Source organism: Streptomyces sp. NPDC059740, from assembly GCF_042733155.1.
GTDB lineage: Bacteria > Actinomycetota > Actinomycetes > Streptomycetales > Streptomycetaceae > Streptomyces.
Genome location: NZ_JBHWGP010000003.1, coordinates 5,454 through 20,665 on the forward strand (window position 1 = coordinate 5,454; position 15,212 = coordinate 20,665).

Consider the following 15,212-nt stretch of genomic DNA (forward strand, 5'->3'; position numbering starts at 1 on the left):
CCCTTCCCCCCCCCCCCCCAGAGGCGCCGGGCCGGGGCCCTCCTGGTGCGGGCCCCGCCCCGCCGCCCCGGCCCCCCCCCCCCCCGCCGCCCGCCCCCCCCCCCCCCCCCCGCGGCCGCGGGCCCCCCCCCCGGCCGCCCCCGCTTCCGTATGAGGACCGCGGCCGCTGGCGCCGTCCGTACCGTCCGGGCACCTGGCGGGTGGCCGGATCCGCGCTGCTGCTGTTGCTGGCCTCCTTCGTCCTGCTCTCGCTGGTCGTGGTGGCCCTGGCACGGTCGGCCACCGGCGCGGTCGTCTGCGGCGTGGTCGCGCTGCTGCTCCTCCTGCTGGCGCTGCGCCTGCTGCGGGTGGGGGTCTGGGTGAGCTCACAGGGCCTGCGGCAGGTCGGGCTGGTGCGCACCCGCACGCTGGCCTGGCGACGGGTCGCGGACGTGCGCACCGTCCAGCAGCCCGTCCGGTGGCTGGCGCTGCCGCGGACCGTCCAGGGGCAGGCGCTCGTGGTGCGGACGACGGCGGGTGAGCAGCTGCCGCCCCTGCTCACGGACCACAACGCCGACTTCCTGGGCCAGCCGGACTCCTTCGGACGGGCGAGTGACGTCATCGAGGCGTGGGCCGAGGAGAGCGGTCCCGGCAGCAGGGGCTGAGAGGCGTCCCTCGCGCCCGGGCCGGCCCGGCCCCGCTCGGCAGTCCGCTCCGTTCGTCGCCCAGAACCTGCACCCACCCACCTGCACTGGAGCCGAGATGAGACTCACCGTTCTGGGGGCCACCGGGGGCATCGGCCGTCACCTGGTCGCCCACGCGCTGGCGGACGGACACGAGGTGACCGCGCTGGTGCGGGACCCGGCGCGGCTGCCCGTGCGCGACGAGCGCCTCACCGTGCAGCGAGGTGACGCCCTGGACGCGGCCTCGGTCGGCTCGGTGCTGACCGGGAGCGAGGCGGTGCTCTCCGCGGTGGGCCAGGCGGGTCGCCACGATCCCCTGCGGCCGGCGTCCTCCTCCGCGGCGGCGACGGTGGCGGCGATGCGGGCGGCGGGCGTCCGGCGGTACCTGGCGGTCAGCGCGGCGCCCCTCCAACGGGCGGGTGCCGGGGTGTCGGCGCTGAACCGCCTCGTCCTCAACCCGCTGCTGTGGAAGGTGCTGCGCGAGGTCTACGAGGACCTGGAGCGCATGGAGGCGGTGCTGAGGGAGAGCGGGCTGGACTGGACGTCGGTTCGTCCGCCCAGGCTGACCGACGCCGCCGGCACGGGGCGTTACCGCACCGCGGTGGAGTCCGGGCCGCCCTCGAACACCGTCGCCCGCGCCGACGTGGCACGGGCGATGCTGGACATGGTGACGCGGACCGAGACCTTCGGGAAGGCTGTCGCGGTCAGTGCGTGAGCGAGCGCGCCCGCCCGGGCGCGTTCCCGTCCGCGAGGCCCGCCCGGTACCGGGCGGGGCGGCCGGTCAGGCGTCGCGCGGCCGGGCCGGCGCCTCACCCTCCCGGCTCCGCGCTACCTCCGCCTCCTGCAGGCCGATGGCGCGCTGCATGGCCTTGCGGGCGCGCTGGGTGTCGCCCGCGTCGTGGTAGGCGACGGCCAGCCGGAACCAACTGCGCCAGTCGCCCGGCGCGTCCTCGGTCTCCTCGCGTCGCCGGGCGAACACCTCGTCGGCGCTGGCCCGGTCGATGCGGCCGCTGGGGGTGCGGCGCAGTTCGTCGACCGGCAGGCCGCCCTCCGCCTCCAGGAGTCTTGCGAGGCGGCCCGCCTTTCGCGCGAAGGCGGTGGTGTGCCAGAGGAACCACAGCCCGATCAGCGGGAGGACGAGCACGGCGAGGCCGAAGGCGACGAGGACCGGGGTGCCCTGCTCGATGAGGAAGACGCCGCGGCTGCCGGCGAGGACGAAGTAGACGACCAGGACCGCCGCGAGAACGAAGTAGGTGATCTTTGCTCGCACGCTGTGCTCTCCGTCGGTGCGCCCGCGGTGGTCCGGGGTGGGGTTCGGTTCGGGTCGCGGCCGGGTCGGTGTCCGGCCGGCGGCGGTCGGAGGCCCGTCGGCCGGGTCAGTCGAGGTCGAGGAAGTGCTCCAGCCCCACCGTGAGGCCCGGCACCTGGCCGATGCGGCGCACGCCCAGCAGGACGCCCGGCATGAAGCTGGAGTGGTGGAGGGAGTCGTGGCGGATGGTGAGCGTCTCCCCCACCCCGCCGAAGAGCACCTCCTGGTGGGCGAGGAGGCCCCGCAGCCGGACCGAGTGGACGGGGACGCCGTCGACGTCGGCGCCGCGCGCCCCGTCCAGAGCCGTGGCCGTGGCGTCGGGCTGCGGTGCACAGCCGGCCTCCGCGCGGGCGGCGGCGACGAGCTGCGCGGTGCGGTGGGCGGTTCCCGAGGGGGCGTCGGCCTTGTTCGGGTGGTGCAGCTCGACGATCTCGGCGGACTCGAAGTACCGGGCGGCCTGCTGGGCGAAGCGCATGGTCAGGACGGCGCCGATGGAGAAGTTCGGGGCGATGAGCACCCCGGTGGCGGGCGAGGCGGCGAGCTGCTCGCGCAGGGTGGCCAGGCGCTCCTCGGTCCAGCCGGTGGTGCCGACGACGGCGTGGATGCCGTGCGCGAGGCAGTGGGCGAGGTTGTCCATGACCGCGTCGGGGCGGGTCAGGTCGACGGCGACCTCGGCGCGGGCCTCGGTCAGCTCCGTCAGCGGGCTGTCGCTGCCGAGCGCGGCGACGAGCTCCATGTCCTGCGCCGCCTCGACGGCCTTGACGGCCTCGGAGCCGATGCGGCCCCTGGCTCCCAGGACGGCGACGCGCAGCGTGTTGCTCATGTTCCAGCTTCCTCGTGGGTCCGCTTGTTCCTCGTGGGTGGCCTGCCCCGGGGGCGGCGCCCCGCAGGGCGCCGCCTCTCAGGCTACGGCGTCGTGCAGGCGGGCGGCCTGCCGGTCCTTGACCGGGCCGATGACGGAGAGCGAGGGACGCTGTCCCAGCACGTCACGGGCCAGTTCGCGGACCTGCTCGGGCGTGACCTCGCCGATGCGGGCCAGCATCTCGTCGACGGAGAGCTGCTCGCCCCAGCACAGTTCGCTCTTGCCGATGCGGCTCATCAGCGCGCCGGTGTCCTCCAGGCCCAGCACGGTCGAGCCGCGCAGCTGGCCGATGGCGCGGGAGATCTCGTCGTCCGTGAGACCGTCCTGCGCCACCCGTGCCAGTTCGTCGCGGCACAGGGCGAGCACCTCCTGCGCGACGGCGGGCCGGCAGCCGGCGTAGACGCCGAACAGGCCGCAGTCGGCGAAGGAGGAGGTGTAGGAGTACACGCTGTAGGCCAGGCCGCGCTTCTCCCGGATCTCCTGGAAGAGCCGGGAGCTCATGCCGCCGCCGAGTGCGGTGTTGAGGACCCCCATGGCCCAGCGTCGCTCGTCGGTCCGGGCGATGCCGGGGACCCCGAGGATGAGGTGGGACTGCTCGGTGCGGCGGTTGTGCACCTCGACGCGGCCGCCGGCCCGCACGGCACGGGAGCCGGTGCGCGGGCCCCTGGGGGTCGCGTCGGCCTCGCCGAGTGCCCCGGCCCGTTCGAAGGCGCGCCGCACCATGCGGACGACCTTGGCGTGGTCGAGGTTCCCCGCGGCGGCCACCACCAGGCGGGTCGGGTCGTAGTGCTTGCGGTAGAAGCGGCGGACCCGGTCGGCGGTGAGCGCGTTGACGGTGTCGACGGTGCCGAGGACGGGGCGGCCCAGCGGGGTGTCGCCGAGCATGGTGTGCGCGAAGAGGTCGTGCACGCAGTCGCCCGGGTCGTCCTCGGTCATCGCGATCTCCTCGAGGATGACGCCGCGCTCGGCGTCGACGTCCTCGGGGGCGATGAGCGAGCCGGTGAGCATGTCGCAGACCACGTCGACGGCGAGCGGCAGGTCGGTGTCGAGGACCCGCGCGTAGTAGCAGGTGTACTCCTTGGCGGTGAAGGCGTTCATCTCGCCGCCGACGGCGTCCACGGCGGCGGAGATGTCCAGCGCGCTGCGCCGCTCGGTGCCCTTGAAGAGCAGGTGCTCCAGGTAGTGGGTGGCGCCGCCGAGCGCGGGCGTCTCGTCGCGGGAGCCGACGTGGGCCCAGATGCCGAAGGTGACGGAGCGGACCGTGGGCAGGGTCTCGGTCACCACCCGCAGGCCGCCGGGCAGGACGGTCTTCTTCACCGTGCCGGCGCCTTCGGTGCCCGGGAGAAGGGTTCGGGTACGGGCGACGGCCCGCCCCCCGGAGGAGGGGCGGGCCGTCGGCCGGGACTTCGCGGACGTCACTTGTCGTTCGCGTCCTTGTCGGCCTTGCCGTCGTCGGCGCCGTTCTCGTCCTCGTCCAGGACGGGGATGAGGGACAGCTTGCCGCGCTGGTCGATCTCGGCGATCTCGACCTGGACCTTCTGGCCCACGCCGAGGACGTCCTCGACGTTCTCCACGCGCTTGCCGCCGGCGAGCTTGCGGATCTGCGAGATGTGCAGCAGTCCGTCCTTGCCGGGGAGCAGGGAGACGAAGGCACCGAAGGTCGTGGTCTTGACGACCGTGCCCAGGTAGCGCTCGCCCACCTCGGGCATCGTCGGGTTGGCGATGCCGTTGATGGTGGTGCGGGCGGCCTCGGCGGAGGGACCGTCGGCGGCACCGATGTAGATGGTGCCGTCGTCCTCGATGGTGATCTCGGCGCCGGTGTCCTCCTGGATCTGGTTGATCATCTTGCCCTTGGGGCCGATGACCTCACCGATCTTGTCCACCGGGATCTTGACGGTGATGATCCGCGGGGCGTGCGGGGACATCTCGTCGGGGACGTCGATGGCCTCCATCATCACGTCGAGGATGTGCAGCCGCGCGTCGCGGGCCTGCTTGAGGGCCGCGGCCAGCACGGAGGCGGGGATGCCGTCGAGCTTGGTGTCGAGCTGGAGGGCGGTGACGAACTCCTTGGTGCCGGCGACCTTGAAGTCCATGTCGCCGAAGGCGTCCTCCGCACCGAGGATGTCGGTGAGGGTGACGTAGTGCGTCTCGCCCTCGATCTCCTGGGAGATCAGGCCCATGGCGATACCGGCGACGGGGGCCTTCAGCGGCACACCGGCGTTCAGCAGCGACATGGTGGAGGCGCAGACCGAGCCCATGGACGTCGAGCCGTTGGAGCCGAGGGCCTCGGACACCTGGCGGATCGCGTAGGGGAACTCCTCGCGCGTCGGCAGCACCGGCACCAGGGCGCGCTCGGCGAGGGCGCCGTGGCCGATCTCGCGGCGCTTGGGCGAGCCCACGCGGCCGGTCTCACCGGTGGAGTACGGCGGGAAGTTGTAGTTGTGCATGTAGCGCTTGCGGGTCACCGGGGAGAGGGTGTCCAGCTGCTGCTCCATGCGCAGCATGTTCAGCGTGGTGACGCCGAGGATCTGGGTCTCGCCGCGCTCGAAGAGGGCGGAGCCGTGGACCCGCGGGATCGCCTCGACCTCGGCGGCCAGGGTGCGGATGTCGGTGACACCGCGGCCGTCGATCCGCTTCTTCTCCTTGATCACGCGCTCGCGGACCAGGGACTTGGTCAGGGAGCGGTAGGCCGCGGAGATCTCCTTCTCGCGCCCCTCGAACTGCGGCAGCAGCTTCTCGGCGGCGAGCTGCTTGACGCGGTCGAGCTCGGCCTCGCGCTCCTGCTTGCCGCCGATGGTCAGCGCCCGGGTGAGCTCCTCGCGGACGGCCTTGGTGAGGGCCTCCAGGACGTCGTCCTGGTAGTCGAGGAAGATCGGGAACTCGCCGGTCGGCTTGGCGGCCTTGGCGGCGAGGTCGGACTGGGCGCGGCAGAGGACCTTGATGAAGGGCTTGGCGGCCTCCAGACCGGCGGCCACCACCTCCTCCGTGGGGGCCTCGGCGCCACCGGCGACGAGCTGGATGGTCTTCTCGGTGGCCTCGGCCTCGACCATCATGATCGCGACGTCACCGTCGGGCAGGACGCGGCCGGCCACGACCATGTCGAAGACGGCGTCCTCGAGCTCGGAGTGGGTCGGGAAGGCGACCCACTGGCCCTTGATGAGGGCGACGCGGGTGCCGCCGATGGGGCCGGAGAAGGGCAGGCCGGCGAGCTGCGTGGAGCAGGAGGCGGCGTTGATGGCGACCACGTCGTAGAGGTGGTCGGGGTTGAGCGCCATGATCGTCTCGACGATCTGGATCTCGTTGCGCAGGCCCTTCTTGAAGGAGGGGCGCAGCGGCCGGTCGATGAGACGGCAGGTGAGGATCGCGTCCTCGGAGGGCCGGCCCTCGCGGCGGAAGAAGGAGCCGGGGATCTTGCCGGCCGAGTACATCCGCTCTTCGACGTCGACCGTGAGCGGGAAGAAGTCGAGCTGGTCCTTGGGGTTCTTGGACGCGGTGGTGGCCGAGAGGACCATCGTGTCGTCGTCCAGGTACGCCACGGCGGAGCCGGCGGCCTGCTTGGCCAGGCGGCCCGTCTCGAAGCGGATCGTGCGGGTGCCGAAGGTGCCGTTGTCGATCACGGCTTCGGCGTAGTAGGTGTCGTTCTCCACCAAAGGGATGTCTCCTCGTCTGCGTCCCGCGGATGCGTCGCGCGGGACCTTCTGTGGCGGAGCGCCTCATCGGGCCACTGGGGCCGGTCTTCGATCGAAGCTCCCGGTGGGACGGTGCCGGCTGTCGCGGGCGCCCGTCGTCGTCATCCGAGGGCCACTACCGAGGACCGGCGGCCTGAAGGCGCCCCGACCTCGTTCGTCGTGGTACGTGGTGCGTGTGCTGTTGTGGGTCCAGACTACAAAGCTTCGGCTCCGGGAGCCTCGTCGGCGGTCCGGGCCGGGCGGCGTCGCCCGGCCTGCGGGGATGGTCCCCGCGGAAGGCCACGCGTATGCCAAAGGGAGCGGCTCCCTGCGGGGAACCGCTCCCTTTCGAGGCGTCTTACTTCGCGCCCGCCGCACCGCGGCGGATGCCGAGGCGCTCCACGAGCTGGCGGAAGCGGGTGATGTCCTTCTTCGCCAGGTACTGCAGGAGGCGGCGGCGCTGGCCGACCAGCAGCAGCAGACCGCGGCGGGAGTGGTGGTCGTGCTTGTGCGTCTTGAGGTGCTCGGTGAGGTCCGAGATGCGACGGGTGAGCATCGCGACCTGGACCTCCGGCGAACCGGTGTCGCCTTCCTTCGTGGCGAACTCGGTCATGATCTGCTTCTTCGTTGCGGCGTCCAGCGACACGCTTACTCCTTGGGGTGGTGGTCCGGAGCGTCCCTGGTCTGCTTCACAGGGTGTCTTCGAAAGCTCGGTTCGGACCACCGACAACCTTACCAGGAGTGAACGGCTCCCCCGACCGGGTGGTCGGGGGAGCCGTCGGTGCAGGTCACGCGCGCGGGGTGCGGTCAGCTGGTGAGGCCGCGCACCTTTCCGTACACGTCGAGCACCGCCAGGCACAGCGGCACCAGCGACAGCAGGACGAGGCCGTCGAAGACGTCGAAGACCCGGCCCCAGAAGGGGGTGACGCCCTTGCGCGGGACGACGAGGCCGACGCCGACGAGCAGGGCCGCGGCGGCGGCGATGGAGCCGGAGAACCAGATGGTGTGGATGTTCAGCGGCGCCCAGTCGTCGTACTGCAGGATCTGCTGGATGACGTCTGTCGGCGGGTGGAGCGCGATGCCGAGGATCAGCAGGACCAGGGTGAGGATGCCGGCGATCGTCAGGCAGGCGACCTGCGAGGTGTAGTCGAAGAGCCGGGCGCGCAGCATGATCGTGATGCCGGCGGCGAGAGCGAGGAACTGCGCCCACATGTTGTCGGAGAAGCCCAGGACCACGCCGGCGGAACCGACGACGAGGGCGGAGCAGCCGGCGACGAGGCCGAGCAGCAGCTCGTGTCCGCGGCGGGCCTGGTTCTCGATGCGGTGGTAGTCGACGGTCTCCGGCTCGCTGGAGCGGTTGTTCTCGTAGGAGCGGCCGCTGCCGATCTGGTCGGGCGAGCGGTAGCCGATGGGCAGCCGGGCGAAGCGGGCGGAGAGGCCGGGGAGCCAGGCGACGACGGCGATGGCGACGACGGCGGTGACGGCCGCGACCTCGCGGGCGCCGGCGTCGGCCAGGATGGCGCCGAAGACGGCGAGGGTGCCGACGGCCGCGAGGAAGGCGGCGGCGACGAACGGGGCGTCACCTCGGGGCAGCAGCACCACGAGGAGGACGGCGGCCACCAGGACCACGACGCAGCCCAGCAGGAACTGCAGGCGCCCCGGTCCCTGGCCGGTGTCGACGGGCAGGATGCCGCTGCCGGCCAGCAACAGGTGCGGCAGGGCGGCCAGTCCGAGCGCGATGGAGGAGGAGTGGTCGTCGTAGACGCGGGCGCGCACCCCGGCGAGGGTCACCAGGACGACGCCGGTGACGCCGGCGATGATGCCGGCGAGGCTGTGCATGTCGCGGTTGACCGGATAGGCGAACCACAGCGCGAACGCCATCATCGTCAGGAGCAGTACGCCGGCGGTGAGACCGACGACGTTCATGAACTCGTCGCTCCAGCGGTTGCGGTTGCGCTTGACCGCCGCGGCGACGGCGTCGGAGACGTCGTCGAAGACGGGCAGCGGCAGCGACTCCGCGAAGGGCCGGAGCAGCAGCAGGTCCCCGTCGAGGATCTGCTGTTGTGCGAGTGACTGGCCGGCGTCCAGGACCGTGCCGTCGCGGCGGACGAGGTGGTAGCCGGTGGGCGCGCCCTCCGCCTGGGACTGGCCGGACAGGCGCAGGATCTCCGGGTAGATGTCGACGAGTGCGACGTCCTCGGGCAGTGCCACGTCGATCCGTGCGTCCGGGGCGGCGACGGTGACCCGGCAGAAGCCGGTGCCTGCGGTCGTGCTCACCTGGCGGTTCCCCCTATCCGTTGGGTGTGTGACGCGTCGCGCCCGGCATTGCGGAAGTGGGCCCGTCCGCTTTGGTGGTCGACAGGGCCTTTGGCGGGTGAAGTCCCGCGACCCCTCCGGCATCCTCCGCGGCAGGTCCGTGGCGCGCTCGCGGGGCGTCAGCGTACCGCCCTCCCGGGGGGTTGCCCCACCCGCCCTTCGGCTTGACTCTTAACAGTAGGATCAACGCCTGCGTTGGGCCACGCCATTGGCCTGGGGGACCGTCGGACACATCAAACGGGGGCGGTCCAGGACTGCGAGATGCACGAAGGACTGATGCCTCGGTGAGCGTTGTCATCGTCAAGCGCCCGCCCCGCGCGCTGCCACCCGACGTCCCCGGGGAGGAGGTGATGCTGGAGGCGCCTCCGGAGCTGCCCCGCGAGGGCGGCGACGACAACATGCTCATGAACCTGTTGCCGATGCTGGGCATGGTGTCCTCCGCCGGCTTCCTCTTCATGGGCAACCAGCCGTTCATGAAGATCATGGGCGGTGTCATGGTCGTCTCGACGATGGCCATGGCGCTGGCTCAGATCGCCAAGGCCCGGCAGGGGCCCTCGGGCCAGATGGTGCAGGAACGCCAGGACTACCTGAAGTACCTGTCGCAGAAGCGCCGGGAGGTGCGGCGCACCGCCCGCCGGCAGCGGGACGCCCAGCTCTTCATCCACCCCGACCCCGCGCAGCTGTGGTCGGTGGTGGCCGAGGGCAAACGCGTCTGGGAACGCCGCGCCTCGGACGTCGACTTCGCCCAGGTCCGCATGGGCCTGGGGCCGCAGCAGCTCGCGACGCCGCTGCGCGCCCCCGAGACCGCGCCGGTGGACGAGCTGGAGCCCCTCACCGCCCACGCGATGAAGGAGTTCCTGGACAAGCACGGCTTCCTGGAGAACCTGCCGCTGGCGGTGTCGCTGCGCGCCTTCTACCACCTGACGATCTCCGGCGATCCCGACACCGTGTACGGCAGTTCGCGCGCGATCCTCGCGCAGCTGTGCACCCTGCACTCGCCCGAGGACCTGGTGGTCGCCGTCGTGGCGGCCGAGGGTGCGCAGGCCGAGTGGGAGTGGACGAAGTGGCTCCCGCACGTGCAGGACAAGACGGTGGACGGCGCGGGTACCCGCCGCCTGGTCGTCGGTGACCTCGGCGAGGTCGAGGAGATGCTGGCGGACGAGCTGGACGGCCGCAGCCGCTTCAACCCGCAGGGTCCGCCGGTCTCGGACACCCCGCACGTGGTCATCGTCCTGGACGGCGGCGAGGTGCCGATCGACTCGGTCATCGCGGGCGCCGAGGGACTCCAGGGCGTGACGATCATCGAGATCGTCCCCGGTGAACTGGACGAGATCCGCGGCGGTCTGGCGGTGCAGGTGTGGCCGGGCAAGCTGGTGCTGGAGGCGGCGAGCGGCGCGGTCTACAACGGCGTCGTCGACACTCTCTCGGTCTCCGAGGCCGAGTCGCTGGCGCGTCAGTTGGCGCCGCTGCGGGCGGGTTCGGGCGCCGACGGCGAGGAACCGCTGCTGAGCAACCTGGACTTCACCGACCTGATGGGCATCGGCGACGCCGGCAGTGTCGACGTCTCGCGCACCTGGCGTCCCCGCACCCTGCGGGAGCGGCTGCGGGTCCCGATCGGTGTGGGCCAGGACGGCCAGTCGATCATGCTGGACATCAAGGAGGCCTCGCAGGAGGGCATGGGTCCGCACGGCCTGTGCGTCGGCGCCACCGGTTCGGGTAAGTCGGAGCTGCTGCGCACCCTGGTGCTCGGCCTGGCCGTCACCCACTCCTCGGAGACGCTGAACTTCATCCTCGCGGACTTCAAGGGTGGTGCGACGTTCACCGGCATGTCGGAGATGCCGCACGTCGCCGCCGTCATCACCAACCTCGCCGACGACCTGACGATGGTCGACCGCATGCGCGACTCGATCACGGGTGAGCTCCAGCGCCGTCAGGAGCTGCTCCGCTCCGCCGGCAACTACGCCAACATCACCGACTACGAGAAGGCGCGCGCCGCCGGTGCCGCGCTGGACCCGCTGCCCTCGCTGGTGATGGTCCTCGACGAGTTCTCCGAACTCCTCACCGCCAAGCCCGACTTCATCGACATGTTCATCCAGATCGGCCGTATCGGCCGTTCGCTGGGTGTGCACATGCTGCTCGCCTCGCAGCGTCTGGAGGAGGGCAAGCTGCGCGGTCTGGACACCTTCCTGTCGTACCGCATCGGTCTGCGCACCTTCTCGGCGGCCGAGTCGCGGACCGCGATCGGTGTGCCGGACGCGTACCACCTGCCCAACGTCCCCGGTGCCGGCATCCTGAAGTACGACACCGAGACGATGATCCAGTTCAAGGCGGCCTACGTCTCGGGGCCCTACCGCGGCCCCGGCGGCGTCATCGGGCGCAGCGGCGGCACGGTCCGCCGGCTGCCGGTGCCCTTCACCGCGTCCTGGGTGGACGCACAGGTCGTCGAGGAGCCGGTGGTCGAGGAGCCGCTGGAGCCGCAGCAGGACGACGCGCTGGCCGACACGGTCCTCGACGTCATCGTGCAGCGCATGCAGAACCAGGGCCCGCCCGCCCACCAGGTGTGGCTGCCCCCGCTGGAGGAGTCGCCGACCGTCAACCAGCTCCTGCCGGCGCTCTCCGTCACCCCGGAGCGGGGTCTGCACGCGGCCGAGTTCCCGGGTCTCGGGCGGCTCGCGGTGCCGGTGGCCCTGGTGGACAAGCCGTTCGAGCAGCGGCGTGACGTCATGTTCCTGGACTTCTCCTCCGGCGCCGGTCACGGTCTGGTCGTCGGTGGTCCGCAGTCCGGCAAGTCCACGCTGATCCGGTCGATGATCGCCTCGTTCGCCCTCACCCACACCCCTGCCGAGGTGCAGTTCTACTGCCTCGACTTCGGTGGCGGCGGCATGCTGGCCCTGGACGGGCTGGCGCACGTGGGCGGGGTCGCCTCGCGTCTGGACGCGGAGAAGGTGCGCCGTACGGTCGCCGAGGTCGTGGGCATCCTCAACGAGCGGGAGGAGTTCTTCCGCGCCAACACCATCGACTCGATGGCCACCTACCGGCAGCGCCGCGCACAGGGCGTCTACCCGGACCAGAAGTGGGGCGACGTCTTCCTGGTCATCGACGGCTGGGCGACGTTCAAGACCGACTACGAGCAGCTCGACCCGGTCATCCTCGACATCGCGGCCCGCGGTCTCGGTTTCGGCATCCACCTGGTCGTCGGCTCGGCCCGCTACACCGAGGTCCGTCCGGCGCTCCGCGACCAGCTGCTCAACCGTGTGGAGCTGCGGCTGGGCGACCCGATGGAGTCGGAGTTCGACCGCAAGCGGGCGGAGAACGTGCCGATGGGCCGCCCCGGTCGTGGTCTGTCGCCCGACAAGCTGGACTACCTGGCGGCGCTGCCCCGCATCGACGGCGACCCCGACTCGGAGACGCTGAGCGACGGCATGGCGCACCTGGTCGCCACGGTCAACGAGGCCTGGCAGGGCGCGCCCGCCCCGCGGGTCCGGATGCTGCCGACGACGCTGCACGTCAGCGAGCTGCCCAAGGGCAACGACTACCCGGAGCACGGCATCGCGATCGGTGTCGACGAGACGACGCTGTCGCCGGCGTTCATCGACTTCGAGAGCGACCAGCTCCTGGTCATCTACGGCGAGAGCGAGTCCGGCAAGTCCTCGCTGCTGCGGCTGCTGACCAAGCAGATCGCGGAGCGGTACTCCACGGACAAGGCGCTGATGGTGGTGGCCGACTACCGCCGTGCGCTGCTGGGCGAGGTCCCCGAGTCGCACCTGTACAAGTACTGTGCGGCGGGACCGCAGCTCCAGGAGGTCATCAGCGGTCTGGCCGGTTCGCTGGGCCGCCGCATGCCGGGGCCGGACGTCACGCCGCAGCAGCTGCGGGACCGCTCCTGGTACGACCTGCCGGACGCGTTCGTCATCGTCGACGACTACGACCTGGTGGCGACGGGCAGCGGCAACCCGCTGCAGCCGCTGCTGGAGTACCTGCCGTTCGCCCGTGACGTGGGTCTGCGCCTGATCCTGGCACGCAGCTCCTCGGGCGCCGGCCGGTCCTCGTTCGAGCCGGTCATGCAGCGGACGAAGGAGCTGGGCGCGCAGGGCCTGATCCTCTCCGGTGACCCGGCGGAGGGCCCGCTGATGGGCAACGTGAAGGCGACCCGCCTCACGCCGGGCCGTGCCCAGTTCGTGACCCGTAAGCGGGGCGCGCAGCTCGTCCAGACGGGCTGGCTGCCCGCCGGCGGGCGGTAGGCCCCGGCCCGCGCAGGACGAAGCGGCGGCGCTCCCCTTTCGGGGGGGCGCCGCCGCTTGGCGTAGGGGGTGTGGGGCCGGTCTGAGGGACGCGTCCGCCGACGCGGTGGACGCGGGCCCCGTGGTGGCCCGGTGGTCAGCCGAACGCGCCCTGGGCGGGCGGTGTGGCCCCGCCTCGGCCGCCGCGCCCGGTCTCGCCCTGGGCGTTGGGGGCGGTCGTGGGGTCCAGCGGGTTCACGCGGCGGCGTCCGCGGGCCACGTTCTCCCCGGCGCGCCCGCCCCGGTCGGCCGGCGCGCGGCCGTCGGGGGTGCCGAACGGGTCCGGTCCGGCGGGGGCCGCGGGAACCTCCCACCGGGCGTGCAGCTGCGGTCCGCCACGGCTCTGTCCGCCCTTGCCGCCGCGACCGCCCCGGCCGAACATCCCGCCCAGCGCGCCGGCGATCTGGCCCAGCGCCATGATGCCGTACGCGGTCTGGGTGCCGGAGCCGCCGCTGCCGGAGCCTGTGTCGTGGGCGGCGGCGTCCGGTCCGTCGCCGGACGGGGTGGCCGGGGGCGCCGGGGCGGCTGCCGCGCTCTCCAGGTGGACGGCGGTCTCCTCGAAGGCCGGGAGGGAGTCGTCGACCGAGGTCTTGAGCCGGTCCCAGTCGGCGCCGAAGGCCTCGGCGGCCGGGCCCTGCCAGTGGTGGGCGCGCACCCGCGCCACGTGGCGGTCGAGGTCGCGGACCATCTCGTCGAGGTGGGCGCCCATGTCGCGCCAGCCGGCCGCCGCGTCCTGCATGGCCTCGGGGTCGTTCTCGCCGGTCACTGCGCCTCCCGTATGGCCTCGGCCCGCGTGAGGGACGCGACCAGTTCGTCCTCGGTGTCCTGCTGGCCGCGGGCGGTCTCGGTCAGCCCGTGCCCGACCTCGCCGAGGCGCTGCTGCAGGGCGGCCAGGACCCGTTCGGCCTCGGCGAACAGCTCGGCCTGGCGGCCTGCCTCCGGCCCGGTGCCGAGACGGGCACCGAGCGCCTCGCCGTCGGCCCGCCGGCGGAAGCGGGTCAGGGCTCTGCCCAGCTCGTCGGCGTGTTCCTGGAACGCCGCGCCCAGGCGCCGCAGTTCCTCGGTGTCGACCCGCACCTCGTCGGACATCTCGTCACTCCCCGTCAGTGATGGCACGGCGCCGCCTCGTCACCGTCCCTCCACAGCGTCGGCCGGCGGGCCGGTGGGGCTCCGTCGCGGCAGGGTGGGGGCGGGTGGATGGGCGAGCGCCGTTCCCAGGTCTAGCACACCGCTGCCGCACTCCACTTCGCCCGTGTGGAGCCGGTGCCGGGGCCGGGTTCCGCCGCGGGGAGGTCCTGTGGAGACCTCGCGAAGGCCGCGCCCTCCTCGTCCCCCGAGCGGCGGCCGTCCGGTGACGGCGTGACAGGTCATGGCCGTTGTGGCGGGCGGGGGTGCCCCGACCGGTCCGCCTTGACGTCGGCTTTGCCCGCCTCACTACACTCCTCGTACGGTACGGCACTCCTGTTCGCCGTACCACGGGTGCGTCTGGGGGCAGAGATGAGCAACTACAGCGGTAACGAACGGCAGATCGGCGACGAGGAACTGATGGACGTCGCCCAGGACCCTGAGCAGGCCCGGCGCCTGCGCAAGGCACTGCAGACCCTGGCGACCAACCCCAACGTGGGGGGCAGGATCAAGGAGATGGCGCAGGAGGTGCTCTCCGGCCACATCGGCATGAAGGACGCCATCCAGGATCCCCGCTACATGGACGCCCTGGGCGAGCGCATGACGGAGATTCGCCGCAAGGCCGAGGACATGACCTCGCAGGAGCGCGAGGAGGCGCGGGAGAAGGCCGCGGCCTGGATGCGCGCCCAGGAGGCCGAGGAGGACAAGGAGCGTGCCGAGCTGGACGGGCCGTCGCTGAACATCGTGACGGGCCGCCGCGGCGGCCGGGGCGGCGTCAGCCACCGCGGCTGACCTCGTCTGCGGCTACGGCTGCATTGCTGCGGCTGCGGGCCGTGTCGGCGCCCGGTGCGGGTGCGGACGGCGAGTGGTGGGGGCGCCGGGTGGAGGGGCCCGGGGGCGGGGGGGTTGTGCGGGCCCGTGGCCGGGGGGCGTGCCGGCCGCGGGGGTGGGTGGGGGGTGGGGGGGGCGGGGGGTGGGGGCCGGGGGGGC

General features: G+C 72.5%; 12 protein-coding genes. 4 read left to right on the forward strand and 8 right to left on the reverse strand.

Annotated elements, in window-relative coordinates:
- Window positions 1-200 precede the first annotated feature (200 nt).
- Window positions 201-644 (forward strand): PH domain-containing protein, encoded by a 444-nt coding sequence (locus tag ACFV3R_RS04740; protein ID WP_385575531.1) that lies wholly within the window; start codon window positions 201-203, stop codon window positions 642-644.
- A 97-nt stretch (window positions 645-741) separates the two neighbouring features.
- Window positions 742-1,377 (forward strand): NAD(P)-dependent oxidoreductase, encoded by a 636-nt coding sequence (locus ACFV3R_RS04745; protein ID WP_385575534.1) that lies wholly within the window; start codon window positions 742-744, stop codon window positions 1,375-1,377.
- 66 nt (window positions 1,378-1,443) lie between these two features.
- Here the strand turns inward: ACFV3R_RS04745 and ACFV3R_RS04750 are convergent, their stop codons facing one another.
- The 6 genes from ACFV3R_RS04750 to eccD form a co-directional block, all read right to left on the reverse strand.
- Entirely contained in the window at window positions 1,444-1,932 is a 489-nt protein-coding gene (locus tag ACFV3R_RS04750; RefSeq protein WP_385575537.1) for a tetratricopeptide repeat protein, read from the reverse strand.
- Window positions 1,933-2,038: 106 nt separating this feature from the next.
- A complete protein-coding gene (gene dapB, locus ACFV3R_RS04755; RefSeq protein ID WP_385575540.1) occupies window positions 2,039-2,794 on the reverse strand; it encodes a 4-hydroxy-tetrahydrodipicolinate reductase in 756 nt (251 codons plus the stop codon).
- A 78-nt stretch (window positions 2,795-2,872) separates the two neighbouring features.
- Window positions 2,873-4,252, reverse strand: coding sequence for a M16 family metallopeptidase (locus ACFV3R_RS04760; protein ID WP_385575543.1), 1,380 nt, complete (start codon window positions 4,250-4,252; stop codon window positions 2,873-2,875).
- On the reverse strand, window positions 4,249-6,480 hold the full coding sequence (locus tag ACFV3R_RS04765; RefSeq protein ID WP_385576415.1) for a polyribonucleotide nucleotidyltransferase: 2,232 nt from the start codon (window positions 6,478-6,480) through the stop codon (window positions 4,249-4,251). The genes ACFV3R_RS04760 and ACFV3R_RS04765 overlap by 4 nt, the downstream gene beginning before the upstream one ends.
- A gap of 379 nt (window positions 6,481-6,859) precedes the next feature.
- Window positions 6,860-7,147, reverse strand: coding sequence for a 30S ribosomal protein S15 (rpsO, locus tag ACFV3R_RS04770; RefSeq protein ID WP_030066634.1), 288 nt, complete (start codon window positions 7,145-7,147; stop codon window positions 6,860-6,862).
- 161 nt (window positions 7,148-7,308) lie between these two features.
- Window positions 7,309-8,778 carry a type VII secretion integral membrane protein EccD gene (gene eccD, locus ACFV3R_RS04775; RefSeq protein ID WP_385575547.1) on the reverse strand — a complete coding sequence of 490 codons (1,470 nt, stop codon included), beginning with the start codon at window positions 8,776-8,778 and terminating at the stop codon, window positions 7,309-7,311.
- 323 nt (window positions 8,779-9,101) lie between these two features.
- Here eccD and eccCa point away from each other — a divergent pair, with 323 nt between their 5' ends.
- Complete coding sequence (gene eccCa, locus ACFV3R_RS04780; RefSeq protein ID WP_385575550.1) at window positions 9,102-13,058, forward strand: type VII secretion protein EccCa; 3,957 nt, start codon at window positions 9,102-9,104, stop codon at window positions 13,056-13,058.
- A 136-nt stretch (window positions 13,059-13,194) separates the two neighbouring features.
- Here eccCa and ACFV3R_RS04785 read toward each other — a convergent pair whose 3' ends face one another.
- Both ACFV3R_RS04785 and ACFV3R_RS04790 read right to left on the reverse strand, forming a co-directional pair.
- Window positions 13,195-13,863 (reverse strand): WXG100 family type VII secretion target, encoded by a 669-nt coding sequence (locus ACFV3R_RS04785; protein WP_385575553.1) that lies wholly within the window; start codon window positions 13,861-13,863, stop codon window positions 13,195-13,197.
- Window positions 13,860-14,186 carry a hypothetical protein gene (locus tag ACFV3R_RS04790; protein ID WP_385575556.1) on the reverse strand — a complete coding sequence of 109 codons (327 nt, stop codon included), beginning with the start codon at window positions 14,184-14,186 and terminating at the stop codon, window positions 13,860-13,862. Before ACFV3R_RS04790 ends, ACFV3R_RS04785 begins: the two co-directional genes overlap by 4 nt.
- Window positions 14,187-14,594: 408 nt before the next feature.
- Here ACFV3R_RS04790 and ACFV3R_RS04795 point away from each other — a divergent pair, with 408 nt between their 5' ends.
- A complete protein-coding gene (locus ACFV3R_RS04795; RefSeq protein WP_385575559.1) occupies window positions 14,595-15,014 on the forward strand; it encodes a hypothetical protein in 420 nt (139 codons plus the stop codon).
- Window positions 15,015-15,212 lie beyond the last annotated feature (198 nt).